This window comes from Paraburkholderia sprentiae WSM5005 (assembly GCF_001865575.2).
GTDB lineage: Bacteria > Pseudomonadota > Gammaproteobacteria > Burkholderiales > Burkholderiaceae > Paraburkholderia > Paraburkholderia sprentiae.
Map to the genome: position 1 here is coordinate 729,518 of NZ_CP017563.2, position 24,192 is coordinate 753,709.

General features: G+C 61.8%; 19 protein-coding genes. 8 read left to right on the forward strand and 11 right to left on the reverse strand.

What is annotated here, in order from left to right; translation table 11 throughout:
- The first annotated feature begins 2 nt into the window (after nucleotides 1-2).
- Nucleotides 3-794: a DUF2182 domain-containing protein gene (locus tag BJG93_RS31925; protein WP_034477448.1), complete on the forward strand. Its 792-nt coding sequence runs from the start codon at nucleotides 3-5 to the stop codon at nucleotides 792-794.
- A gap of 31 nt (nucleotides 795-825) precedes the next feature.
- Here BJG93_RS31925 and BJG93_RS31930 read toward each other — a convergent pair whose 3' ends face one another.
- A complete protein-coding gene (locus tag BJG93_RS31930) occupies nucleotides 826-1,734 on the reverse strand; it encodes an alpha/beta fold hydrolase (RefSeq protein WP_051374189.1) in 909 nt (302 codons plus the stop codon).
- Between the two features lie 175 nt (nucleotides 1,735-1,909).
- Nucleotides 1,910-2,467, reverse strand: a complete 558-nt coding sequence (locus BJG93_RS31935; protein WP_027194467.1) for a TetR/AcrR family transcriptional regulator — start codon at nucleotides 2,465-2,467, stop codon at nucleotides 1,910-1,912.
- Nucleotides 2,468-2,691: 224 nt separating this feature from the next.
- Here BJG93_RS31935 and BJG93_RS31940 point away from each other — a divergent pair, with 224 nt between their 5' ends.
- Nucleotides 2,692-4,221 (forward strand): CYTH and CHAD domain-containing protein, encoded by a 1,530-nt coding sequence (locus BJG93_RS31940; RefSeq protein ID WP_027194468.1) that lies wholly within the window; start codon nucleotides 2,692-2,694, stop codon nucleotides 4,219-4,221.
- Between the two features lie 51 nt (nucleotides 4,222-4,272).
- On the opposite strand, the gene BJG93_RS31945 is transcribed toward BJG93_RS31940, so the two are convergent.
- The 7 genes from BJG93_RS31945 to BJG93_RS31975 form a co-directional block, all read right to left on the reverse strand.
- The gene (locus tag BJG93_RS31945; RefSeq protein WP_027194469.1) at nucleotides 4,273-5,919 is read right to left on the reverse strand and encodes an ABC transporter ATP-binding protein; all 1,647 of its coding nucleotides are present in this window, start codon (nucleotides 5,917-5,919) and stop codon (nucleotides 4,273-4,275) included.
- Nucleotides 5,919-7,031, reverse strand: a complete 1,113-nt coding sequence (locus BJG93_RS31950; RefSeq protein WP_027194470.1) for an ABC transporter permease — start codon at nucleotides 7,029-7,031, stop codon at nucleotides 5,919-5,921. Before BJG93_RS31950 ends, BJG93_RS31945 begins: the two co-directional genes overlap by 1 nt.
- Nucleotides 6,985-8,037 carry a microcin C ABC transporter permease YejB gene (locus BJG93_RS31955; protein WP_027194471.1) on the reverse strand — a complete coding sequence of 351 codons (1,053 nt, stop codon included), beginning with the start codon at nucleotides 8,035-8,037 and terminating at the stop codon, nucleotides 6,985-6,987. Before BJG93_RS31955 ends, BJG93_RS31950 begins: the two co-directional genes overlap by 47 nt.
- A gap of 7 nt (nucleotides 8,038-8,044) precedes the next feature.
- On the reverse strand, nucleotides 8,045-9,943 hold the full coding sequence (locus tag BJG93_RS31960; protein WP_034477711.1) for an extracellular solute-binding protein: 1,899 nt from the start codon (nucleotides 9,941-9,943) through the stop codon (nucleotides 8,045-8,047).
- Nucleotides 9,944-10,106: 163 nt separating this feature from the next.
- Entirely contained in the window at nucleotides 10,107-10,835 is a 729-nt protein-coding gene (locus tag BJG93_RS31965; RefSeq protein ID WP_027194473.1) for an energy transducer TonB, read from the reverse strand.
- Nucleotides 10,832-11,251 carry an ExbD/TolR family protein gene (locus tag BJG93_RS31970; RefSeq protein ID WP_027194474.1) on the reverse strand — a complete coding sequence of 140 codons (420 nt, stop codon included), beginning with the start codon at nucleotides 11,249-11,251 and terminating at the stop codon, nucleotides 10,832-10,834. Before BJG93_RS31970 ends, BJG93_RS31965 begins: the two co-directional genes overlap by 4 nt.
- 24 nt (nucleotides 11,252-11,275) lie before the next feature.
- The gene (locus BJG93_RS31975; RefSeq protein WP_027194475.1) at nucleotides 11,276-11,887 is read right to left on the reverse strand and encodes a MotA/TolQ/ExbB proton channel family protein; all 612 of its coding nucleotides are present in this window, start codon (nucleotides 11,885-11,887) and stop codon (nucleotides 11,276-11,278) included.
- Between the two features lie 1,068 nt (nucleotides 11,888-12,955).
- Between BJG93_RS31975 and BJG93_RS31980 the strand changes: the two genes are divergently transcribed.
- The 6 genes from BJG93_RS31980 to BJG93_RS32005 all read left to right on the forward strand — a co-directional run bounded on the left by BJG93_RS31980 (nucleotide 12,956) and on the right by BJG93_RS32005 (nucleotide 21,314).
- Nucleotides 12,956-15,646 (forward strand): TonB-dependent receptor plug domain-containing protein, encoded by a 2,691-nt coding sequence (locus tag BJG93_RS31980; protein ID WP_027194476.1) that lies wholly within the window; start codon nucleotides 12,956-12,958, stop codon nucleotides 15,644-15,646.
- A 130-nt stretch (nucleotides 15,647-15,776) separates the two neighbouring features.
- Complete coding sequence (locus tag BJG93_RS31985) at nucleotides 15,777-17,393, forward strand: peptide ABC transporter substrate-binding protein (RefSeq protein WP_027194477.1); 1,617 nt, start codon at nucleotides 15,777-15,779, stop codon at nucleotides 17,391-17,393.
- A gap of 17 nt (nucleotides 17,394-17,410) precedes the next feature.
- On the forward strand, nucleotides 17,411-18,346 hold the full coding sequence (locus tag BJG93_RS31990; RefSeq protein WP_027194478.1) for an ABC transporter permease subunit: 936 nt from the start codon (nucleotides 17,411-17,413) through the stop codon (nucleotides 18,344-18,346).
- Nucleotide 18,347: 1 nt separating this feature from the next.
- Nucleotides 18,348-19,295 carry an ABC transporter permease gene (locus BJG93_RS31995; RefSeq protein WP_269217475.1) on the forward strand — a complete coding sequence of 316 codons (948 nt, stop codon included), beginning with the start codon at nucleotides 18,348-18,350 and terminating at the stop codon, nucleotides 19,293-19,295.
- A 1-nt stretch (nucleotide 19,296) separates the two neighbouring features.
- Nucleotides 19,297-20,298, forward strand: a complete 1,002-nt coding sequence (locus BJG93_RS32000) for an ABC transporter ATP-binding protein (RefSeq protein WP_027194480.1) — start codon at nucleotides 19,297-19,299, stop codon at nucleotides 20,296-20,298.
- Entirely contained in the window at nucleotides 20,295-21,314 is a 1,020-nt protein-coding gene (locus BJG93_RS32005; protein ID WP_027194481.1) for an ABC transporter ATP-binding protein, read from the forward strand. Before BJG93_RS32000 ends, BJG93_RS32005 begins: the two co-directional genes overlap by 4 nt.
- A 175-nt stretch (nucleotides 21,315-21,489) precedes the next feature.
- On the opposite strand, the gene BJG93_RS32010 is transcribed toward BJG93_RS32005, so the two are convergent.
- A complete protein-coding gene (locus BJG93_RS32010; protein ID WP_027194482.1) occupies nucleotides 21,490-22,359 on the reverse strand; it encodes a peptidyl-prolyl cis-trans isomerase in 870 nt (289 codons plus the stop codon).
- Nucleotides 22,360-22,395: 36 nt separating this feature from the next.
- The gene (locus BJG93_RS32015; protein ID WP_051374190.1) at nucleotides 22,396-24,192 is read right to left on the reverse strand and encodes a ShlB/FhaC/HecB family hemolysin secretion/activation protein; all 1,797 of its coding nucleotides are present in this window, start codon (nucleotides 24,190-24,192) and stop codon (nucleotides 22,396-22,398) included.

Genomic DNA, 24,192 nt, shown 5'->3' on the forward strand with positions numbered 1-24,192 from the left:
AGATGCTCGAACGCTCGCGGCTGTTCGCGCCGCTGTTCGTCGCGTTGACGACCAGCGCGTGGATCGCGTTATGGATGTGGGACGCCGGGCCCTACGCGCGCTATCTGCGTCACGCGAGCTGGAGCGAACTACCGCTCGTCGGCGCGATATGCCGCGAGGTGCCCGGCGCGAGCGTCACGATCGCCGCGTTGCTGCACAGCGTCGCATGGCTGCTGATGATCGCGGCGATGATGCTGCCCACTGCCTTCCCGCTTTTCGACACGTTCCGGCGGATGACGATCGCGCGCGACAACCGGCGCACGCTGATGGCGCTTCTGATCGTCGGTTATGCGGCGGCGTGGGCGCTGTTCGGCGTCGTCGCGCACAGCCTGGATGCAGCGCTGCATCGCGTCGCAGACCAATCTCCGATCCTGCTTGCGAACGGCTGGCTGATCGGTGCCGCGATCATCGCGTTCGCGGGCCTCTATCAGTTCAGCAGACTCAAGCATCGATGTCTCGACAAATGCCGCTCGCCGCTCATCTTCATCACCGAGCGTTGGCGCGGCAGGAATGCTCGCCGCGAGAGCTTTCGGCTCGGCATGAGTCACGGCGCTTTCTGCATCGGCTGCTGTTGGGCGCTGATGCTGCTGATGTTCGCGGTCGGCACAGGCAGCGTCGGCTGGATGCTGGCGTTGGGCGCGATCATGTCGGCCGAGAAGAATTTCCGCTGGGGCAAGTCCATCGGTCAGCCGCTCGGCGTCGCGTTGCTGGCGTGGTCTGCGTGGATCGTCGTGGAACATGCCCGCATCGCGTGAACAAGCGAAAGCAGGCATTCGCCCGCCCCCGTCATTTCTCGGCGCCTGCAAAAAACGCAGTGAGTTCGTCAGCGACCGCGCGCGGTTGTTCCTCTGGAATGAAGTGCCCGCAGTGACTAATGGTCCGGCCTTGCACATCAGTGAAAAAGGCTCGCAGAGGAGTCGCCATATCGGCGATGGAACCTTGATCGGAACCAAGCGTCAGCAGCGGCAGCTCGAGCATGCCACGCCCCTTCAACGCCTCGTTCTGCCGGGCTGACACATGCGCCGCGCGATAGTAGGCGAGGCCGGCGCGCAAGCCGCCGTCTTTGCGCAGAATGCGTAGATATTCGTCGATATCGGAATCAGTGAAAGTATCGGGATTTGCCGTCTTGCGCCGCAAAAACCATTCGAGGTATTCGCGTTCCTTGCCGGCTAGCAGCACTTCCGGCAAGTCCGGCAGCGTGTGAAATGCAAAATGCCAGGTGCGCCATGCACGCTCGGGCGCAATCGACAACGCATCGGGCAACGTGACGCCGGGGATTCCCGCATCCAGCAGCGCGAGTCGCCGGACCTCGTCGGCGAACATCGCCGCGTAAGGAAATGCCACCCAGGCGCCAATGTCGTGCGCAGCAAGAAAGTAGCGGGTCACCCCGAGTTGCTGGAGCAGACCGCGGACATGGCTTGCAAGGGTCTGCGTGTCGTAGCCGTCCATCGGACGATCCGAATCACCTTGCCCAGGCAGGTCCGGTGCGACGATTCTGTAGGTATCGGCGAGCAATCCCATCACTTTGCGCCAGGCGAACCAGCTCTCGGGAAATCCCGCGAGCAAGACAACCACGTCGCCCTCCGGGTTCCCACCCGTCACGTAGTGCAGTCGAAGTCCGTTTACGGTCGCGAATTTGTGCTCGAATCCTGCTAGCTCCGCAACGGGTCTTGATGGAGGCAACGTGTTCACCATCGTGGAACTTCCTGATGGCACGGGCGAATGATGTGTTTTCACGAACGAGATTCCTTTGAATTGGCCGATGACACCGCTGAGCGGTTTTCTCATCGTTAAATGTCCATTAGGAAATATCCATTTCCTAACTGGTGGACAGGATGCGATGCCGATGCGAGTTTATGTCTTGCCGTGCTTAGTCCAGCAGGCGCATGGCCTGATCGGCGGCCGCCATCATGCGTGCGCGGGATTGCCCGACTTTGCCGAGCACCCTGAAGCCTTGTGTCAAGCTCAGCAGCGTGCGGCCAGCCGCGTCCGAATCCACGGCGGACGCGATCGAGCCGTCTGTCTGGCCAAGCCGGATCAGACGGCACAACAGGCGCTCCGTTCGCTGCAAGGCCGCGACGACACGACTTGCGACTTCATCATCGAGCGCCAGCAAGTCGATTGCACTTCCGACTACGAGACAGCCTCGCTTGCCCTCATCGCCAATCGCCGATTCAGCATAAAACTGCAGAACGGCCCTGACTTTGTCGCGACCGGTTTGCTGCGCGCCGATCAAGGTCTGCAACTGGCCATTTCGTATCTGGATGTAGCGGTCGAGGGCGGCAACGAACACCGCTCGCTTATCGGCAAATGCCTTGTAGATACTGCCGGCCGTGAGTCCCATCGCTGAACCGAGGTCCCCCAGAGACGCGCCTTGATAACCGCGCTCGCGAAAAATCCGAATTGCGCCGTCCAAGGCTACGTCCATGTCGAATTCGCGTGGACGACCTGGAGCACGTGGCTGTCTGGCAGCATGGTTGCGTGTAGTCATGCGGCGATTATAGGAAATGATCATTTCCAAATCAAGATGTGGCGATGTGACGCCGGGGGGTGCACAACTTTTAGTAGCACGGTCACTGCGAAAGATCGACGCCGACGCAGTCGAGCGAATCCGGTGTAGTCTGACGGTCTGGTACTCATTTCGGAGGCGGCATGGAACGGGAGCTAAAACTGCGCGTGGCGAAAGAAGACCTCGGCACTTTGCGTCAAGTACCGATGCTTGGGCAATCAGGAACGAAAGCGGGAACTCCCCACCTGCTGACGAGCACGTATTTCGATACGCCCGAATTTTCGTTTCACTGGTGCAAGGCTTCGCTGCGCGTGCGCGCCGTCGGCAACGAGAAAATTCAGACGCTGAAGCTCGACGGATCGGCGCAGGCTGGACTGTTCGACAGAGACGAGTTCGAGATGCCGGTGAATGGCGACGCGCCCGATCTGAAGTTGCTGTGCGACCAGATCCCCGAGCAGAGCGACTGCGGAAAACTGATTCGCGACGAAACCGTCGCGGCCCGACTGAAGCCCGTGTTCGTGACGCGGATCAACCGATCAGCGTTTGCGCTGCAGCAACCGTCCGGCGATGAACTCGAGCTTGCGCTCGACGAAGGAACCATCGAGGCGGAGTCGGGTTCGGTGCAGCTCGCCGCCGTGGAACTGGAATTGAAACAGGGCAATCCGGACGCGCTGTACCGCACCGCGCTGGACATGCTGGAATCCGTTCCGCTGCGCATCGATCATCGCAGCAAGGCCGATCTCGGCTATGCGTTGCTCGTGGCCGAGCACACCGAGGCCGTGAAAGCACACCCCGTGGTACTGGATAAACGCGATTCGGTCGAGGATGCATTCTGCGCGATCGCGCGCAACTGCCTGGACCAGGTCCACGCGAATGAACAGGGGGTCGTGTCGGGCCACGATCCATCGAGCGTCCATCAGATGCGCGTGGGGCTTCGCCGCTTGCGTTCGGCTCTCGATCTGTTTGCGAAGGTCATTCCCAGCTCTTCTGGATTCAACGAGGAATTGCGCTGGATTGCTTCGGAACTCGGCGCCGCGCGCGACTGGGAAGTGCTCGCGGGATCGACGCTTGAACATGCCGGCTCCAACGGCAATGCGAACGAGGTCCAGCCCGTGAGGCAGGCGTGCGAGCAGATTGCCGTCAACAACCGGCAGCGTGCGGCTGCAGCGGTGGAGTCGGTTCGCTACACGCGGCTCGCGCTCGAGTTCACGCGCTGGTTGAACCGAAAGGGTTGGCGAGATGAGATGTCCGACGAACAGCGCAAAGCGATCGGCAGCCCGGTGAAGCCGTTCGCCGCGGATATCCTGCGCCGTCGGCACAAGAAACTGATTAAACGCGGCAAGGGGCTGGCCGATCTCGACGATCAGCGTCGTCACCGCGCCCGCATCGCAGCGAAGAAAGTTCGATACGCGACGGAGTTTTTCGCGTCGCTGTGCCCGAAGCGAGCCGTGCGCAATTATGTGAACGCGCTCACCGCGCTTCAGGATGATCTCGGCTGGCGCAACGATGCCGTCGTCGCCGATCATCTTCTGAAGTCGCTGCTGACAACGTCGCCCGAGGCGGCCCCGGGCGCAGCCTTCGCTCGCGGCTTCCTCGCGTCGCGCGTCGCGGCCGATCATCAGACGTTGAAGAAGCTGTGGAAGCGCTTCAAACTCCTTTCGTCACCGCACTGAGCAGACCGGTTTTGCGCCAACGCACAGACGGCCGGCGCCAGCGCGATTCACTCATCGCAGCACCTCGGGTTCGTCGTGCTCCGGCGCGATCATCGAGGCGGCGAGCAACGACTGCGTGTAAGGATGTGACGGCGCATTCAGCACGTCGAGCGTGTCTCCCGCCTCGACCACGCGACCGTTCTTCATCACGATCACGCGATGGGCCATCGCACGCATCACCGCCAGATCGTGGGTGATGAACAGATAACTTAACCCGTACTTCCTCTGTAAGCCCGCCAACAACTTCAGCACCTGTCGCTGGATCGACACATCGAGCGCGCTGGTCGGCTCGTCGAGAATCAGCACTTCCGGTTCGACCACCAGCGCACGCGCGATCGCGATCCGCTGACGCTGCCCGCCGGAAAACTCGTGCGGATAGCGCAGCATCGACTCCTGCGGCATGCCCACTTCCTCGAGCATCGTCGCGACCCGCACGCGACGCGTGCGCGCGTCGATTTCCGGCCGGTGCACCTCGATCCATTCCCCGACGATCTGCTCAACCGTCATGCGAGGCGACAGCGAGCCGAACGGGTCCTGAAACACCGCCTGCATCCGTGAGTACAACGCGCGGCGCGAGTTCGCGCCACGCAAGGTGGACAACGGCGCGCCGTCGATATGGACATTGCCGGCGGCGGGCCGTTGCAGACCGAGCAGCGTCGCCGCGAGCGTCGATTTCCCAGAGCCCGATTCGCCGACCACGCCGAGCGTCTCACCGCGACGCAGCGTCAGATCGACGTCGTGCACTGCGCGAAACGTCGAACCGCTGAACAGCGAGCGCCAGCCTTTCGCGGCCGTCCGGTAATCGACCGCGAGGCCTTGCACCTCGAGCACCCGACGCGCGTGCGGTGCGATCGGCTCGATCTCGCGAAGCGGGTCGCTGTCGAGCAACCGCTGCGTGTAAGGATGCTGCGGCGCTGCAAACAGCGCCTGAGTCGTATTGGTTTCGACCAGCACACCCTTTTCCATTACCGCCACGCGCTGTGCGAAGCGGCGCACGAGATTCAGATCGTGCGTGATCAGCAACACCGCCATCCCGCGATCTGCAGCTTCCTGTTCCTGAAGTTCGATCAGCAGATCGACGATCTGCTGACGCACGGTGACGTCGAGCGCGGTGGTGGGTTCGTCGGCGAGCAGCAGGCGCGGACGGCACGCGAGCGCCATCGCGATCATCGCGCGCTGGCGTTGTCCGCCGGACAGTTGATGCGGGTAGCTGTCGATCCGCCGTTCCGGCTCGGCAATGCCGGTGCGGCGCAGCAGGTCGATGCCGCGTGCGCGCGCCGCGTTCGACCGCAGACCTTCGTGCAAGCGCAGGCTTTCGGCGATCTGCTGACCGATCGTGAACAGCGGATTGAGTGCGGTCATCGGCTCCTGAAACACCATCGCGACATCGGCGCCGCGAATCCCGCGCATCTGCTGCTCCGTTTTCTGCAATAGATCGACGCCGTCCAGACGTATCTGGCCGCTGGTCCGCGCATGTTCGACGAGGCGCAGGATCGACAGCGCCGTGACGCTCTTGCCCGAACCGGATTCGCCGACCAGCGCAACCCGCTCGCCACGTCCGATCGTCAGGTTCAGTTCGTGGACCGCGACCTTGCCGCCGAAACGGATCGAGAACCTGTCGATTTCCAGCAGAGGCCTGTGCAACGTTGCGTCGCTCATCACTTCGCCCCGCCGAACGCCGACCCGCGCGAGCGCGCGTCGAGCGCATTGCGCAACGCGTCGCCCATGAACGTCAGAAGCAACAACGTGATCACTAGCGCGGCAAACGCGGACATCGAAATCCACCATGCGTCGAGATTGTTCTTGCCCTCCTGAAGCAGTTCGCCGAGGCTCGGCGTCGGCGGTGCGACCCCCAGCCCCAGAAAGTCCAGACTCGTCAGCGACAGAATCGCGGCGCTCATCCGGAACGGCAGAAAGGTGATCACCGGCGTCATGCTGTTCGGCAGCAGATGACGCCAGATGATCTGCCAGTTGCTCAAACCCATCGTGCGCGCGGCGCGAACGTAATCGAGCGAACGGTTGCGCAAGAATTCGGCGCGTACGTAGTCGGACAACACCAGCCAGCCGAACATCGACAGCAGGATAAACAGCAGCCACAAACTCGGCTCGAAGATCGACGCGAAGATGATCAGCAGATACAGGTCCGGCATCGAACTCCATACTTCGATCAGGCGTTGCCCGATCAGGTCGGTGCGGCCGCCGTAGAAGCCTTGCAGCGCGCCCGCCAGCACGCCGAGCACGATGCCCGAGATCGTCAGCGCGAACGCCATCAATACCGACAGCCTGAAGCCGTATAGCAATCGCGACAGCACGTCGCGGCCGTATTGATCGGTGCCGAGCCAGTTGGTCGCGGACGGCGACGCGGGAAACGGCCGCGCCGCGAAGTAGTCGATCGTGTCGTAGTGGTAGTGATTCGGCGGGTAGATCGCGAAGTTGCCTTTCTCCGTCAACTGCTTGCGGATAAACGGATCGAGATAGTTCGCGCGGGTCGGAAAATCGCCACCGAACATCGTTTCCGGATAGTCTTTCAAGGTCGGAAAATAATAATGGCCGTCGTAACGGACCAGCAGCGGCCGGTCATTCGCCAGCACTTCGCCGAGCAGGCTCAGCACGAACAGCGTCGCGAACACGATCAGGCTCCAGTAACCGAGCTTCTGCTGGCGGAATCGCTGCCACACGCGTCGCCCAGGCGACACGGACACCGGCAACGCGCCGGGCGGGAGCTTATCGGTCCAGACGGTTGAATTGGATGCGGGGGTCGACGAGGACATAGCAGACGTCAGCAATGAGTTTGGTCACGAGACCAATCAGCGTGAATAGGAACAGCGAACCCAGCACGACCGGATAGTCGCGGCGGATCACCGAGTCATAAGACAGTTGGCCCATGCCGTCGAGAGAAAACAGCGTTTCGATCAGCAGGTTGCCGTTCAGGAACGCGCCGACAAACGCGGCGGGCAGCCCGGTCAGCAGCGGAATCGCGGCGTTGCGAAATACGTGCTTCCACAGCACGTCGCGCCTGGTCGCGCCTTTCGCTCGCGCAGTCAGCACGTATTGCCGACCGATCTCTTCGAGAAACGTATTCTTGGTCAGGATCGTGACGATCGCGAAGTTGCCCACCACCGAAGCCGTCACCGGCAACGCGATGTGCCACAAATAATCGAGCACCTTGCCGACCGCGCTGAGTTCGTCGAAGTTATCGGACGTGAGGCCGCGCATCGGGAAGACCTGCCAGAACGTGCCGCCACCAAACAGCATCAGCAGCAGCACGCCAAACACGAAGCCGGGAATCGCGTAGCCGGTCAGCACCATCACGCTGGTGGCGGTGTCGAAGCGCGAGCCGTTGCGCACCGCTTTCGCGATCCCGAGCGGCACCGACACGATGTAGGTCAGCACGACCGTCCACAATCCGAGCGTGATCGACACCGGCAGTTTCGAGCGAATCACCGCCCAGACGCTCTGATGGTGATAGTAGGACTGACCCAGATCGAAACGCGCGTAGTCCTTCAGCATCGTCAGATAGCGCGTAAGCGGCGGTTTGTCGAAGCCGAACTGCTTCCTGATCTGCTCGATCTGCTGCGGATCGACGCCCTGGCTACCGTGATACGCGCTGCCGCCGCCTGCGCCTTCGCCGCCGCGCTGCTGGCCATGACGCAACTGCGTCAGCACCTGTTCGACCGGCCCCCCCGGCACGAACTGCGTCACGAAAAAGGTCAGCGTGACGACGCCGATCAGCGTCGGGATCAGCAACAGCAGACGTTTGATGATGTAGATGAACATAAGCCCCTCACTTCGCGGCGGCGGTGCTGCCCGCAGCAGACGTCGGCTTGCGATACCAGTAGCTGACGATCCAGTCTTCGCCCTGGAAACTGACCGGCGTCACCGATGGATAGCCGAGCGCGCTCTTGTACGCGATGCGCGTATCCGGCGCGAAATATTCGGGCACCAGGTAATAGCTGTTGATGAGCACGCGGTCGAGCGCATGGGTCGCGGTTTCGAGTTCGTTCAACGTGCTCGCGCGCATCACCGCGCGCACCAGCGCATCGACCGCCGGCGACTTCACGCCCGGATAGTTCTCCGAGCCGACCTGGGACGCCGATGCGCTGCTGAAGCGACGCTCCAGTTCGGAGCCGGGAATCGTGACGCGCAGATAGACAAAACTCGTCATATCGAAATCGAAGTTGTCGAGCCGCTTCTGATACAACGCGCTATCGATCTCGCGCATATGGGCGCCGATGCCGAGCAATTGCAGGTTGCGCATATACGGCAACAGAACGCGATCCATACCGGGCTGATCGTCGATGATTTCGATCGACATCGGGTTGCCGTGCACGTCGCGCAACTGGCCGTCGCGCACTGTCCAACCCGCTTGCGCGAGCAGTTCGCGCGCTTGCCGCAGGTTATCGCGCAACGTGTGCGGTGCAATGGTGTCGGCCTGCCTGACCATCGGACCGAACACGGCGGCCGGCAAGCTCGCGCGATACGGGTCGAGCAGCGCGAGTTCGGCATCGGTCGGCAGGCCTTGCGCGGCGAACGGGCTATCGTCGAAGTAGCTGTTCGTGCGCCGGTACTGCCCGTAGAAGGTCATCCGATTCAGCCAGTCGTAGTCGAACGCAAGGGCAAGGGCATGCCGCACCCGTACATCCGAAAACATCGGCTTGCGCGTGTTGAACATCAGCCCCTGCATCTGCGCGCCGTGGTCCGGAAACAGTTTGCGCTGCAACGCGCCGTTGTCGAAGTTCTTGCCGACATAACGGCGCGCCCATTGCATCGAACTGTATTCGACCATCACGTCGGTATCGAGCGCTTTCAGCGATTCGAGCTGCGTGTAATGATCGTGGTAGAGCTTGAACGCGACGCGGGCGAAATGGAACATACCCCGCCGCGACGGCAAATCGGCGGCCCAGTAAGCCGGATTGCGCCGGTAGACGATCTGCGTGTCGTTCTTGCGCTGCTCGATCAGATACGGGCCGCTCGACACCGGCGGTACGTTAGTCAACTGATCGAACGGGATGTGCGTGCCGTTGGCTTGCATTGCCCACTTGCGCGAGAAAATTGGCAAGTCGCCCGCGATCAAAGGCGCGTCACGTTCCACGTGCCTGAAGTCGAAGCGTACCCGCGACGGGTCGAGCACCGTGGCGCGGCTGATCACCGCGAACTGCGAGTGAAACAGCGGCGATGCCTGCGGGCTGGTCAGCGTATCGAACGAATATTTGACGTCGGCGGCGGTGATCGGATCGCCGTTCGAAAAGCGCGCGCGCGGGTCGATATGAAACAGCGCTGACTTGCCGTCCGGCGCCACCTCGACGTCGTCGGCGATCAATGCGTATTCCGACGCGAGTTCGTCCCAGCTTCGCTGCATCAGCGTATCGAACATCAGATGCAGGATGTCGGGCGCGGGCGCACCACGCGTCAGAAAAGGGTTCAGCGAATCGTAGCTTTGCGCTTCGTCGTAGTTCTGAAAAACCAGCGTGCCATCGGTTGGCGCATCCGGGTCCGCGTAATCGAAATGCGTGAACCCGGACGGATACCTGGGCGCGTCGTACTGCGCGATCGACGCGCTCGCGAGCGCGGACACCGTCGTCAACGGTGCGACCAGCAGCCCCGCGACGAGCGTCATCGCAACCCGCGCCCCGAACGTCGTGGCGACGCATGTGCGTGGGCCTCGAAACCTGTTGATTGTCATCATGCGTGTCTGGACGCGCATCGGCTCGTAGCCGATGCGCGATGCTTCGAAACCGCGCGGGCGGCGGCGGGTAGCCACCGCTCGCGCGGTTCCCGGTTGAAGGCCGGATGGGTCAATCGCGAAGGCTGCAAGTTCGCGTCAAAGCCGGGCTTTGTTGTCGTCGCTACTCGTCGTCGGACGGCGTGGTCCTGAACGAGAACTGGACTTCGCCGACATAAGGTTCGGCATTCTTCTCGCACTTGTACGCCTTGCCCGCGGTCATCACCGCTTCGTTGAACACCGAGGTCGGCGGCGTGACGCGAATGATCTTGACGTCACTGACATTGCCATCCGTACCGATCGTCAGATGGGCGATCACGTCCGCGGAAATACCGTCCGTCAATGCCTTGCGCGGAATCACCGGCTGCACCGACTGGCAGTGACCGCGGCCGTCCACCACGCCATGCAGCGCGGGAGGCGCGGCCGGCGCCGCTGCGGGCGCAGGCGTCGGCGACGCAACCGCCGGAGCGTTCGGAGCCGGGTTCGCCGTGGGCTGGATCACCGGCTGCGGCGTCGGTCGCGGCGGCGGCGGCGTCGGAACCGGCTTCGGTATCTCGTGCTTCGGTTGCGCTTTCGGCGGCGCGGGCGGCGGCTCCAGCTTCTTCACCTCGGGCGGCGGCGGTGGCGGTGGCGCAGGAGCGATCTGCACGCGCATCTCCTTCGGCGGCGGAGGCGGCGGCGGCTGGAACCTCATGTGCGCCACACCCACAATCACCAGCGCCTCGACCAGCAGCGCAACGCCGATCGCCAGCTTCATGGGCATACGACCGTGATGCGCCGGCGTCGTCGATGCCCAGAGCGCGCCGTCCAGACGGTTCTGCGGGTCTTTCATGTCGATGGCCGGTGAACTCATGTCGTCGGGTTCGTGGCCAATGCAACGGAACTGATGCCCGCCGCGCGCACCAGATCCATCACCTTGACGATATTCTTGTAGCTGGTGCCTTCGTCGCCGGCAATGGCGACATCCACTTTCTTCGAGTCGTGCACCAGACCTTGCAGACGCGCGGTCAATTCGTCGGCCGTTACGGGCTTCGAATCCAGATAGATTTCATCCGTCTTCGTCACGCCGATCGATACCTTGATGGTCTGCTGCAACTGTTCGGCGGTGCTCGATTGCGGCAGGTCGAGCTTGATGCCTGCGCCCTGGATCATCTTCAGCGTCGCGAGCATGAAGAACACCAGCAGGAACATCATGATGTCGATCATCGGGATGATCTCGATGCGCGCTTTCTCTTCACCGCCGAGGTAATGGCTGCGATGGTTTCGCATGGTCCGTCTCCTTGGGTGCGGGCGTCAGACTGCGAAGCGCGAAACGAGCAGCGACTTGATGAGGTCGAACTGATTGACCGTCATCCGGATACGCTTGTTGAAATAGTTGAGGAAGATCACGCAGGTGATCGCGATGGTCAGGCCGCACGCGGTCGCGGTCAGCGCATGACCGATGCCGCCCGTCACACCGTTCGGGTTCGCGGTGCCGCTGGTGCCGAGCACGTTGAACGATTCGACCATGCCGATGATCGTGCCGAGCAGACCCAGCAAGGGGCCGAGCGTCACCGCCGTATCGAGTATCCAAAGGTTACGGTCGAGACGCGGCAACTGGAACATGATCGTTTCCTCGATCTCGCGTTCGACCACGGCTTCGCTCTTGCCCTTCACTTTCATCGCCGACTTCACGAGTTCGCCTTGCACGGTCTGCTTGTAGTGCTCGGCCACTTTTGCGGCATCGTCGAGATTGGCCGGCTCGACGAGTTTCAGGTCATGTTCGAGAGTCTTGCCGGCACGCACGGCACGCGAGAAGAACATGAATCGTTCGATGATGATCGCGATACCGAGGAGGAAGATGAACGCGAGGAGAGGGATCAGACCCATCGACTGGGTCGAGTAGTTAATGAGGGTATTCAGCACAGCGGACTCCGGTTAGTACAGGGCTCAAGCGGCCGTTGAATGACGGTGGGTTTCGAGATGCCGGCTGCCTTGTGAGTCGCCGGCTAAAAAGGCCCGCCACCTATGCAAAGCCCGTACCAGGTTGAGCATCAGTTGCTCCGCAAAGACGCCCTTCGTCTCTCCTCGCGAACGCTTTTCCTTCTATTTCATCGACTTGCTTTGCATCCCACATGTCGTATGCCCGCGGTTTGCATAGTGCCTCGCACGCATATAACAAATCAAAAACGATTTAGGTAATCTGCGCAAAGCACTTTAGAAGCCTTCGCCTGGCACCGCGCCCAATTCAATATAGCCAAAATAGTGCGGAAAATCGCAATTGAAGTAATTTGGTGCAAATTCGGTTGCCGCCTAGACAACCTGATTACAGGTTCATTTAAAATCGCTTTCTGTTTAGTTCAACGCTAAACACCAATTGCAGACCAATTCAGTCCTCGCTGGCGTTTCCTGGCAGCATCGAGCTACTTCAGAAATTTCTATTACGTTTATTACAGCGCAGTTGGCCGGTATAAAAAACGCCCATAGTTAGTGAATCAAATTGCATTTCTGAGCTTTTACGCATTGCACCAATTAAGAATTAGGCGCATTCGCGCGGTGCGAACTCTGCACCAATTGCAATTCCATGAAAGCCGGCCGTCGCATATTTTTTTAATGAATTTTTATTTACGATCTGTTACGCGCGAGAACGCCTTCCATTTGCGCGAACAAGTCCAAAGGAAATTTTTGGTAAGTCTGAATTCCTAAGCAAATCAATCGCTTTGAAGTATTTCCGGCGCGGGCTCGCGGGCATCACCACAGTCCGCGGCCTCGCGCCTGGCATATCTCATGCTCTTGCTGCGCTCGCTTCAAAACCAAGGCGCGCGTCCGACACGATCGACGACGCACCCTGGACGGGATGTGCGGGACGGCGCGGGGATGCGCCCGACAGCGAAGAACTCGCTGACCTCAACGCACGGCAGCGCATGCGCAACTCGCGCCTGCGTTTGCGTGATCGTTCAACGGAAGTGGCCTCAACGACAAGAAGGAGCGCAAGTGAAACAGAAGCGATTGGCCTCGGCCATCAAAAGAATCATCGGAGCCGAGCTGGTGTTGACCGCGGCGTTCGTACCGCTGGCACACGGACAAAGCCAACCCGATACAGCGGCGGTTCCGACTGCCGCAAGCACGCCAGCGGCAACGCCCCCCGCCGTCAGCAAACTCGAAAGAGTCGAAGTCACCGGTTCTCTGATTCGCACATCGGACAAGACGGGCAACGTCGAAGTTCAGACGGTCACAACGAAGGAGATCCAGCAAAGCGGCTACACGACCGTGGCCGACTTCCTGCGCGGCATGTCTGCCAACTCCGCGTCCAGTTGGGGTTCCACCACGATGAACGGCACGGCGCCGGGCGGCTCGGGGATCGCATTGCGCGGCCTGTCCGAGAAGTACACGCTGGTGCTGGTCGACGGCCAACGCGTCGCGAACTACGCACAGGCGGTGAACTTCACCGACACGTTCTTCGACGTCAACACGATCCCGCTGAACATCGTCGATCACATCGAAATCGTGAAGACGGGCGCCGTGTCCGCCTACGGTTCCGACGCGATTGCCGGCGTGGTCAACATCATCACGAAGAAGAACTTCCAGGGGCTTCAGATCGACGGGCAGCTCGGCAAGGCACAGCATCCGGGTGACGGTCAGGGCAACTTCAGCGTGCTCGGCGGCTTCGGCGACCTGAACTCGGATCGGTTCAACGTGACGGCAGCCGCCAGCTACTATCGCGATTCCGGTTCGACGCTCGACCAGCGCGACATGACCAAAAACGAAGACTTCAGTCAGTTCCCAGGTGGGTCGGCTGGTCCTCTGGGTCCGAATCAGCAGTCATTCTGGCAACTGCCCGACGGCTCGACGGCCGCGTTGAGCCCATGCCCTCCGGGCAGCACTAACGCGGCGGGCGCATCGTGCGTGTACAAGAACGCAAACACGTACTCGCTTATTCCACAGACGACGCGTATGAACGCGAAGGTGCGTGGCACCTTCAAGATCAACGACGACATACAGGCTTACGCCGACCTGTGGGCGAGCCGCAACGAGACGGTCCAGTATTTCGGCAGCCCGGCCATCAGCAGCACGTCGAACGTGTTCAATCCGGTGACCGGCTCGGTGTCGCAACTCGACCGCACGGTGTCGGCGCTCAATCCGTACAACCCGTACGGTGTCGATACGCCGATCAACCTGACCTTCCCGGGCGTCGCGCAGCGCGCAGACACGGTATCGACGTTCTGGAAGGCGTCGACGGGCGTGAAGGGTTCGTTCACCACGGCGAAGATCGGCGACTGGGACTGGTCGGTGGACTATGGTCATTCGCAGAGCACGGTCGACACGACGTACTCGAACATGATCAACACGGCCGCGGCTGAAAACATCCTCGGCCCGACCGGCGGCTACAACTTCGCGAACCCCGCATCGACGCCGAACGGTCTGAACGGTCTGTTCCAGAACGACTACCAGCAGGCGATCTCGAAGATCGACAGCGTGACGGCGAAGACCTCGACCGGCAATCTGTTCAACCTGCCGGGCGGTCCAGTCGGCATCGGTTTCGGTACGGAATTCCGTCACGAAAGCTCGCTGATCAACGCGCGCACGTACTCCTCGCAAGGGATCGTCGTACCGGCGAACATTCAGTCCGTCGACGGTGAACGCAACGTCGCGGCCGCGTATTACCAGATCGAAATTCCGATCATCCGCAACCTGACGTTCACGCAAGCGGGCCGCTACGACCACTACAGCGATTTCGGCGGTGCATTCTCGCCGAGCTTCGCGCTGCGCTTCCAGCCGGTCCAGATGCTGACGACGTACGCGTCGTACAGCCGTGGTTTCCGGGCGCCGACGCTGGTCGAAAATTCGCAGGCAACCTACCTGTCTCACCAAAACCTCGTCGACCCCAACGACCCGAGTGGCGTGCCGACCAAGCACTTCACGACGGAACAGGTCAACGGCAACCCGAACCTCCAACCGGAGCACACCAAGAACTACAACATCGGCTTCGAACTGTCGCCGGATACGTCGACCGATATCGGTGCAGCGTTCTACAAGATTCATATCGACGGCGTAATCGGTACCGACGATCCGAATGCCGTGCTGGATGCCAACGACCCGTCAAGGGTTGTGCGCAATCCCGACGGCACGGTCCGCTACATCGCGCAACAGTTCATCAACCTCGGCTCGCTGGACACCGACGGCTTCGATATGAACTTCCGCAAGTCGGTCGGCACGAAGTACGGCACGTTCACGCTGTCGGGCGACTGGGCGTACGTGTGGCACTTCAAGCTGAACAGCCCGGGCTCTGCAACGCAGGACTTCGCGGGCAACAACCTCGCGCTGCTGCAACCGTTCGGTGCGTCGAATCCCCGCTGGAAGGGCAACACGAACCTGACGTGGGATTACCGCAAGATGACCACGACGCTGAGCTGGCAGTACACGGGTCCGTACACCAACGCGGTGGCGGCCGAGTTCGGCGACGGTGGCACGGGTTCGGTGGCGTCGTATAGCCAGTTCAACCTGATGATGACGTATCGCGGCTTCAAGAACTGGACGATCTATGGTGGCATCCAGAACATCTTCGACAGGGCGCCGCCGTTCGACGTGGAGTGGCAAGCCACGCCGGACATCACCGGCTACGACCAGTCGCTATACACGAATCTGGGCCGCTTCTTCCAGATCGGTGCGAGCTACCGCTTCTGATCGTCACAGCGGGCTTTATCGCAGGAGCGTAGGTCTCCTCTTGCCTCTTCTTCGTTGTTGAAGAGGATTGGCGGCGGTGCCTCGTGCACCGCCAGCTTTTTTGCTTTACGGATGCCACTTGAAACACGCAATGAAACCGATTCACGCCACCCGGGCGGCGTTGGCCGCGTTGGCGCTCGCCCTTCTCTCTCCCGCCCACGCCGTGACGATCCCGCCCGGCGTCACGCTCGCAGCCAGCCAAGAGCTCACGCGACAAACGCCTGTCGAGGCAGAATCGATCGACCCCGCGCATATCGAATCCTGGGCCGCGAATACCATCGGACTCGACCTGTTCGAAGGCTTGACGCGCATCGCCGCCGACGGCGCGGTGGTGCCGGGCGTCGCGCAATCGTGGAGCCGCAGCGCGCCCGATACATGGATCTTCAAACTGCGCCACAACGCACGCTGGAGCAACGGCGAGCCGGTCACGGCCGCCGATTTCGTCTATTCATGGCAACGCGTGGTCGATCCGAAAACCGCCTCGAAATACACCATCCTGGTGGAGTTCGTGAAGAATGCGAAGGCCATTCTGGCGGGCAAGGCGCCGCTCTCCAGTCTCGGCGTACGCGCGGTCGATCCGTACACGCTAGAGGTCAAAACCGAAGACCCGACCGCGTTCTTTCCGCAACTGACCGCCATGTCGACGATGGCGCCGGTGAACCGCGCGACGGTCGCGAAATACGGCGACGAGTGGACCCGGGCCGGCCACATGGTCAGCGACGGTGCGTATGCGTTGAGCGACTGGCAGCCGGGCAACCGTCTCGTGATGGTCAAAAACGACAAGTACTGGGATGCGAGCAAGGTCGTGATCACGAAAGTCACCTATCTGCCGATCGAAAGCGACGAAACGGCAATGCGGATGTATCAGGCCGGCCAGTTCGATTACACGTATTCGATCCCGTCCGGCATCTATAGCCAGGTCAGCAAGCAGTTCGGTTCCGAGTTGAAGAGCGGGATGTTTATCGCCGCCTACTACTACTCGCTGAACAACGCCGACCCGGCCTTCAGAGACAAACGCGTGCGCGAGGCGCTATCGATGGTGATCGACCGCAACCTGCTGACGTCGAAACTGACGGCGAGCGGCGAGTTGCCGCTGTACGGCCTGATTGCAAAAGGCACGCAAGGCGCGGCGCAATTCCAGCCCGACTGGGCCGCGTGGCCGATGGCGAAGCGCATTCAAACCGCGCGAGACCTGTTGAAACAGGCGGGCTATTCCGATGCAAAGCCGTTGACGTTCACGCTGACATACAACACCAACGACCTGCACAAGAAGGTCGCGCTGTTCACGACCTCGGAATGGCGCACCAAGCTCGGCGTCAACGTGAAGCTCGAAAACGTCGAGAACCGCGTGCTGCTCAAAATGCGCCACGACGGCAAGGTGCAGGCGTCGCGCGACGGCTGGTTCGTCGACTACAACGACGCGATGTCGTTCTTCGATTTGATCCGCTGCAACAGCGTGCAAAACGACCAGCACTACTGCAATCCGAAGGTCGATGCGTTGATCGATCAGGCGAACCAGCAGATGGACGAAGCGAAGCGCACCTCGATGCTGACGCAGGCGCACGATATCGCGATGAACGACTATCCGCTGATTCCGATGTTCCAGTACTCGGCGGTGCGGCTCGTGAAATCGTATGTGGGCGGCTATTCGCCGACCAACTACGTCGACCAGCGTCAATCGCAGGACATGTACATCATCAAGCACTGAGCGCAAGGAGCCTCGCCATGCTGGCTTATACATTGCGCCGCGCGTTATGGGCGATCCCGACGATTCTCGCCGTGATCACCGCCTGCTACCTGCTGCTGCACCTGACGCCCGGCGGCCCGTTCGATTCGGAGAAGCATCTGTCCGCAGCTGTGCTCGCCAATCTCGACGCGAAATATCACATCGACCAGCCGCTGTGGAAGCAGTATCTGCTGTACATCGGCTCGCTGTTGCACGGCGATCTCGGCGCGTCGTTCCGTTACACGGATTGGTCGGTCAGCGAACTGGTGTGGAAAGCCCTACCGGTGAGCCTCGGCGTCGGCGGCATTGCGGTGCCGATCGCGCTGGTGATCGGTGTGGCGCTCGGCACCATTGCGGCGGTGTTCCGCAACAGCGTGATCGACTACGGCGTCATGCTGCTCGGCAATCTCGGCAGCGTGGTGCCGCCATTCATTCTCGGCCCCATGCTGGTGTGGGTCTTCGCGATCCTGATCAAGCGCGGCGAGCAGGGGCTGCTGCCCGCCGGCGGTTGGGGTGACGGCGACTGGCATTACCGCGTCTTGCCGATCGTCCTGCTCGTGGTCATCAATGTATCGACGATTGCGCGTGTGATGCGCGGCAGCATGATCGAAGTGCTGTCCGGCAATTTCATCCGCACCGCGCGCGCGAAAGGTCTGCCCGGCCGAACCGTTGTATTGCGTCATGCGCTGAAACCGGCGCTGATGCCGGTCGTGTCGCTGCTCGGCTCGCTGTGCATCTCGTCGATCACCGCCGCGGTTGTCACCGAATCCGTATTCGCGCTGCCCGGCCTCGGGCAACTGGTCGTCAACGGCGCGATCAATCGCGACTACACGCTGGTGCTCGGTCTGGTCGCATTGATCACGGCAGTCGCGGTCCTGTTTAACCTGCTGGTCGATCTTGCTTACGCATGGCTCGATCCGCGCATCCGGTACTGACATGAAGATTCGTCTATTCACCGTGGCCGCGCCTGCGTTCGTCGCGCCGCCGACCGATGCGGGGTCCGCGGGCGGCCAGTCCGGCGGCATCGTCACGAAGGCTTCGCGCGGACCGTTGGCGATTGCCTGCATGCGCTTTCTGCGTAATCGCGCGGCATTTGCAAGTCTGGTGATCCTGCTGCTGATCGTCGCCGCATGCTTTGCGGGCCCATTGTTGCTGCCGAACAATCCGGTCGACAGCGACTGGGGGTCGATCAGTCTGCCGCCGTCGCGGATCGGTATGCATCTGTTCGGCACCGACGAGCTCGGTCGCGACCTGCTCGCACGCACGCTCGTGGGCGGCCGGGTATCGCTCGAAGTCGGTTTGCTCGGCACGTTGGTATCCGGACTGATTGGCGTCGCGTGGGGCGCGACAGCCGGCTTCATGGGCGGACGCGTCGATGCGGTGATGATGCGCATCGTCGACATGATGTACGCGATTCCGTACATGCTGATCGCCATCATGATGATGACGCTGTTCGGCCGCGCATTCTATCTGGTCGTGCTGACCATCAGCGCGTTTTCATGGCTCGATATGGCGCGCGTGGTGCGCGGACAGACGCTATCGCTGCGTTCGCGCGAATTCGTCGACGCGGCGCGTGCGACTGGCGTCAGCACCCGCGCCATCATCGCGCGCCATATCGTGCCGAACCTGATCGGCGTGGTGGTCGTGTATGCCACCGTCACGGTCCCCTCGATCGTGCTGACGGAATCGGTCCTGTCGTTTCTCGGGCTCGGCGTCCAGGAGCCGATGACAAGCTGGGGCGTGCTGATCGAAGACGGTGCCCAGAAACTCGAATCGATGCCGTGGCTGCTGCTCTGCCCTGCCGTCATGCTGTGCGTGACGCTTTATTGCGTGAACTTCGTCGGCGACGGTTTGCGCGACGCGCTCGACCCAAAGGATCGTTGACATGGCGCTACTCGAAGTGAAAGACCTGAGTGTGCGCTTTACGCGCCGCGAAGGGCCGCCGGTCGACGCGGTCCAACGTGTGTCGTTTTCGCTCGACGCGGGCAGCACGCTGGGCATCGTCGGCGAATCGGGCTCGGGCAAAAGTCAGACCGTGATGGCGCTGCTCGGTTTACTGTCGTCCAACGGCAGCGCGTCGGGCGCCGCACTGTATCGTGGCGAAGACGGCGGCGATCTGCTGACGATGAACAACGCAGCGCTGAACAAGCTTCGCGGCAACCGGATCGGCATGGTGTTTCAGGACCCGATGACGGCGCTCAATCCGTTTCTGACCATTGAACGGCAGATGACGGAATCGCTGCAATTGCACAAGCAGATGTCGCGTCGCGAAGCGCGTCGGCGTGCCATCGAGGTGCTCGACGCGGTGCGGATTCCCGATGCCGCACGCCGCATCGGTATGTATCCGCATGAGTTTTCTGGGGGTATGCGCCAGCGCGTGATGATTGGGATGGCGTTGCTGACGGAGCCGGAAATCCTGATTGCCGACGAACCGACGACCGCGCTCGACGTCACCGTCCAGGCGCAAATCATCGAATTGCTGCGCGAACTCAATCGCGAGCGCGGCACGGCAATCGTCCTCATCACGCACGACATGGGCGTGGTCGCCGGTTTGTGCGACTCCGTGATGGTGATGTATGCAGGGCGCACAGTCGAGCACGCAGACGCGCGCGCGCTGTTCGACGCGCCGACCCATCCGTACACGATCGGCCTGCTGAACGCGCTGCCGCGCATCTCCGACGACGACGACCGTCCATTGCAAACCATTCCGGGCAGTCCGCCTTTGCCGGGGCACATCGGCTCGGGTTGCGCGTTTGCACAGCGTTGTTCGTTTGCAGACGATACTTGCCGCGACAAAGTGCCATCGCTCGACGTGCACAGCGATCTGGCCGGTGCATTGCGCGCGTGCCATCGTCCGGTTCAAGCCATTCTGGAGGCCGTTCGATGAGCCAGCATTCCGCTTGGAACGGTACCGAACCGCTGCTGTCGGTGAACGAACTGAAAGTGCACTTCAGCGTGCCGCGCGGCAAATTGCCGTGGGCCGGCAAGGCCACGCTGCGCGCTGTCGACGGCGTGTCGTTCGACGTGCGGCGCGGCGAAACTGTCGGACTGGTGGGTGAATCCGGTTGCGGCAAGTCCACGCTCGCCCGCGCGATCGTCGGACTCGCGCCTGCGTCGGGCGGCAGCATCAAGCTCAATGGCGTCGAAACCGTGCAAGGCACGAAGCGCGACCTCGGGATCTTGCGGCGCGACGTGCAGATGATCTTTCAGGACCCGCTGGCGTCGCTGGATCCGCGTATGACGATCGAGCAGATCGTCGCGGAGCCGTTGATCACGCATCGGCCCAATGTCGCGCGTGCCGATGTGCGCGCTCGCGTCCTGACCATGCTCGAACGCGTCGGCCTGAATTCGCACCATCCGCGGCGCTATCCGCATGAGTTTTCGGGCGGGCAATGTCAGCGCGTCGGGATTGCGCGGGCATTGATCAGCGAACCGCAACTGGTGATCTGCGATGAACCGGTGTCCGCGCTCGACGTGTCGATTCAGGCGCAGATCGTCAATCTACTGCGCGACTTGCAGCGTGAACTGTCCTTGTCGCTGCTGTTTGTCGCACACGATCTGGCCGTGGTCAAAGCAATCAGCCATCGCGTGATGGTGATGTATATGGGCCGAGTGATAGAGTTCGGCGAAAAACGCGCGTTATACGCTGCACCTGCGCATCCTTATACCCGTGCATTGTTGTCGGCCGTACCGGTTCCCGATCCGAGCGTCGAGCGCGCGCGACGCCATGTGCTGCTTCAAGGCGAGATTCCGTCGCCATTGCAACCGCCGTCGGGATGCGCGTTCCGCACGCGCTGCCCCGCCGCGATCGACGCATGCGGCGATGCGCAACCGCAAGCGGTTTCCTGGCTAGGGGAGGCGCGGCGGGTTGCGTGCATCCGGGTCCCTGTTCCCATCGAATAGCGTTTGTTTTTTGCGGGCCATCTTTCGCGGGGCCTGTCAAGTCGAAGCCGGCCTCGGCTTGAACAGGCCATTTTCATTGGCCACATTCTGTTGGAACGGCACGGTCGGCTCGAAAGCCCTTGCCCGTACCGTCACGCTCACATCCACAGCGGGTGCGCCGATCGGAGCGCCAGCTCTATTGCTGAATCGTCGCATGCTTCATCTGGTCGCCCGTGAACTGCATGACCGCCTTTTCGAACGCCAGTGCCTGCAACTGCTGACGAACCGTGTCCTTGATCTGATCGAACACCGGCACCTGAGTCGGGCGCTTCGCGTCGAGCTTCAGGATAAAGCGCGCATTGCCCGCTGGTATCGGCTCCGACGTCACGCCGCCGACCGGCAGTTGCGTGATCGCCTGCGCGACCGCCAGCGGCAGGCCGTTCGTCTTGCCCTCGATCACAGGTGTTTTGAAGCTGACCCACGGCAACTGCCCGCCGCTCGCCTTGCTGGGGGCAACGCTGTATTGCTGGGCCAGCACATCGAACGCCTTGCCCGCCTTCAGTTCACTGACCACGGTCGCCGCCGTCATCGGATCGGAGACCGCGATGACACGCGGCTTGTACTCTTCCTTGCCGAGCGACGCGACGATCTCGTCATAGCGCGCCTTCACTTGAGCGTCGGTCACCGGCTCCGGATGGATGCTGTCCTTCAGGTACAGCTGCGTCTCGGCGTTGATCTTCGCCGCGTTGATCGCCTGCTGCACTTCAGGCTTCGCATCGTAATGCGCCTTCTCTGCGCCTTGGCGGAACAGTTCGCGCGCGATCAGTTGCTGTTTGAGCAGCTGGCGCAGCTGTGGCGTATCGGGCTGATGCCCCTTCTGCCCGGCGAGCCGCACGGCTTCGTCGAGTTGCGACAGCGGGATCGCCACGCCGTTGACGATAGCCATCGTGCCGGCGGACAGGGAAGAGACAGGTCCAGATGCCGTCTGCGCAAATGCAGGCGCTGCAACACCGAAGCCAAGCGCCAATGCGGTAGCAAGCACCGTTCTGTAAAAAGTCCTGTTCATGTTTTCTGCCTTGATCATGTTTCGTCCTCGGTATGTTCAGTAGGTCCAGTTGATTGTGCCAAGAATGAGTGTTGCCTTGGGTCCGAGTGCCGCCGGTTGCGTCAGCGCGCGTCCCGCGAGCAATTCGCCAGAGAGCAGTTGCCGATGCCATTGCCACTGTGTCCGCACGCCGAGTCCAGCGCCGACGAGCGACGGAAAACCCGGCACCGCGACAAGCGACGCCTTGCCCGCATCGAGGAACAGGTACGGTTCGATGCGCCCATCCTGCCATGCGGGCGCATTGACCCATGCGAGTTCGTTGCGCGAGTACAAACCGCGATCGCCCGCGATCTCGCCAGAACGGAATCCGCGCACGGTGTCCATGCCGCCGATGTAAAGCTGCTCGGAGCCGTACAGCGCGACGTTCGTGTACTGTCCGCCGAACACGCCGCGATACGCGAGTTGCGCGCGACCGAGCGAAGGCAGCGGGACGGTGAAGGTCGCGGTCGCATCGAATTTCGTGAACTGGCTATGCGCGTCGGCGCGCGCAATGTCCTGCCCGTTGTGATCCGCTTCGAACCACGGCAGCCCCTGTGAGATGCCGGCATCGAACGTGACACTGCCCGGCGCATCGGTGAGCACGAACTTGTGCAACCAGTTGCCGCCCACGCGCAGCACGGCAATACGTTCGGGATCGAGACCGATGTCGTTGACCTCGCGATCCGTACGCCGCCACGACAGCGTCGCATCGAGGTTGACGATATCGGCCTGAGTGCGATCGAGCGCATAGTTCCAGCCGAGGATGTGGCTCAGTGTGCGGCCGTAAAGCAACGCGCTCGTGCCGACCACCTGCTGGTACTCCGAATCCGACAACGTATAGCTGAACGTATGGCGGCCGAATGGCACCGCGAAGGCGCCGACCAGCGCGTTGCTGTCGGTGCTGTCGATGAAACTCAGGCTCAGCGATTCCTGCAAGCCGATCAGGTTGTCCGCCTCGATGCCCGCGCGATAGCGTGTGATCCCCGTCGCAGAGCTGCCGTAGTTATCGACGCCGAGGTTGTAGTAGAGGCCGTCGCCGGAACGGTTACTGATGTCGACGACCGAATCGCCGACGCTTTGCCCCGGCAGCACCTGCACCGTCGCCTGGTTGCGCCGCAGGCGGTTGATCTGCGAGACGCCCTGGTCGATATCTTCCAGCCGCAACGGCGCGCCGGGCGCAGCCGGGAATGCGTTGCCGTAGCCCGCATCCGTGAGCCAGCCCCCGCCCGCGGACCTCTCGCCCTCGCCGATGCGCTGAATCGGCTTGCCGTTGACCGTATAGCTGCCGATGTGGCCCACCTGAATCGTGATCGTCAGGGTGCCGCTGCCGAGGTTCTGCGGCCCGAGCAGCGCGCGAGTGGTGACGTAACCGGCACCCACGAACGCGTCGGTCAGCCGCTTCAGCAGGATGTTGATGCGATGGGAGCCGAGCGCGTGGCCCATGAACGGCGCGACGATCGCGTCGAGCTTCACCTGCGGCACACCAGATGGAGACACGAACGGCCTGTTGCCGGGTGTAGTCAACACGATATGGTTGACCTGGAACGTCGGGCCCTTTTCGACGATCTCGTCGATCGGGGTATCAGCCGGAATGTCGAGTGTGGTTTCTTCAGTCGACGGCGCGACAGTGATCGACGCAGGCGGCTGCGCGAGCTGCCGCTGCCGCGCCTGCTGACGCTGTTCGTCGATCAGTTGCTGACCGGGGTCCTGTACCGGGCGCACTAGCGTGCCCGCAGGCAACGCAGGCGGTGGCGTTTGTCCGAGCGACGGTATCGCGGTGGCAACCTGCAGCGCCGCTGCTGCAGCCAGTGTCAT

What these genes read in the sequence shown, in the direction of transcription:
- BJG93_RS32015 (WP_051374190.1), bottom strand. Translation starts at nt 24,192, where the DNA reads ATGACACTGGCTGCAGCAGCGGCGCTGCAGGTTGCCACCGCGATACCG.
- BJG93_RS31930 (WP_051374189.1), bottom strand. Translation starts at nt 1,734, where the DNA reads ATGGTGAACACGTTGCCTCCATCAAGACCCGTTGCGGAGCTAGCAGGA.
- BJG93_RS32005 (WP_027194481.1), top strand. Translation starts at nt 20,295, where the DNA reads ATGAGCCAGCATTCCGCTTGGAACGGTACCGAACCGCTGCTGTCGGTG.
- BJG93_RS31965 (WP_027194473.1), bottom strand. Translation starts at nt 10,835, where the DNA reads ATGAGTTCACCGGCCATCGACATGAAAGACCCGCAGAACCGTCTGGAC.
- BJG93_RS31945 (WP_027194469.1), bottom strand. Translation starts at nt 5,919, where the DNA reads ATGAGCGACGCAACGTTGCACAGGCCTCTGCTGGAAATCGACAGGTTC.
- BJG93_RS31935 (WP_027194467.1), bottom strand. Translation starts at nt 2,467, where the DNA reads ATGGACGTAGCCTTGGACGGCGCAATTCGGATTTTTCGCGAGCGCGGT.
- BJG93_RS31970 (WP_027194474.1), bottom strand. Translation starts at nt 11,251, where the DNA reads ATGCGAAACCATCGCAGCCATTACCTCGGCGGTGAAGAGAAAGCGCGC.
- BJG93_RS32010 (WP_027194482.1), bottom strand. Translation starts at nt 22,359, where the DNA reads ATGAACAGGACTTTTTACAGAACGGTGCTTGCTACCGCATTGGCGCTT.
- BJG93_RS31960 (WP_034477711.1), bottom strand. Translation starts at nt 9,943, where the DNA reads ATGACAATCAACAGGTTTCGAGGCCCACGCACATGCGTCGCCACGACG.
- BJG93_RS31950 (WP_027194470.1), bottom strand. Translation starts at nt 7,031, where the DNA reads ATGTCCTCGTCGACCCCCGCATCCAATTCAACCGTCTGGACCGATAAG.
- BJG93_RS31955 (WP_027194471.1), bottom strand. Translation starts at nt 8,037, where the DNA reads ATGTTCATCTACATCATCAAACGTCTGCTGTTGCTGATCCCGACGCTG.
- BJG93_RS31985 (WP_027194477.1), top strand. Translation starts at nt 15,777, where the DNA reads ATGAAACCGATTCACGCCACCCGGGCGGCGTTGGCCGCGTTGGCGCTC.
- BJG93_RS31925 (WP_034477448.1), top strand. Translation starts at nt 3, where the DNA reads ATGCTCGAACGCTCGCGGCTGTTCGCGCCGCTGTTCGTCGCGTTGACG.
- BJG93_RS31990 (WP_027194478.1), top strand. Translation starts at nt 17,411, where the DNA reads ATGCTGGCTTATACATTGCGCCGCGCGTTATGGGCGATCCCGACGATT.
- BJG93_RS31995 (WP_269217475.1), top strand. Translation starts at nt 18,348, where the DNA reads ATGAAGATTCGTCTATTCACCGTGGCCGCGCCTGCGTTCGTCGCGCCG.
- BJG93_RS31940 (WP_027194468.1), top strand. Translation starts at nt 2,692, where the DNA reads ATGGAACGGGAGCTAAAACTGCGCGTGGCGAAAGAAGACCTCGGCACT.
- BJG93_RS32000 (WP_027194480.1), top strand. Translation starts at nt 19,297, where the DNA reads ATGGCGCTACTCGAAGTGAAAGACCTGAGTGTGCGCTTTACGCGCCGC.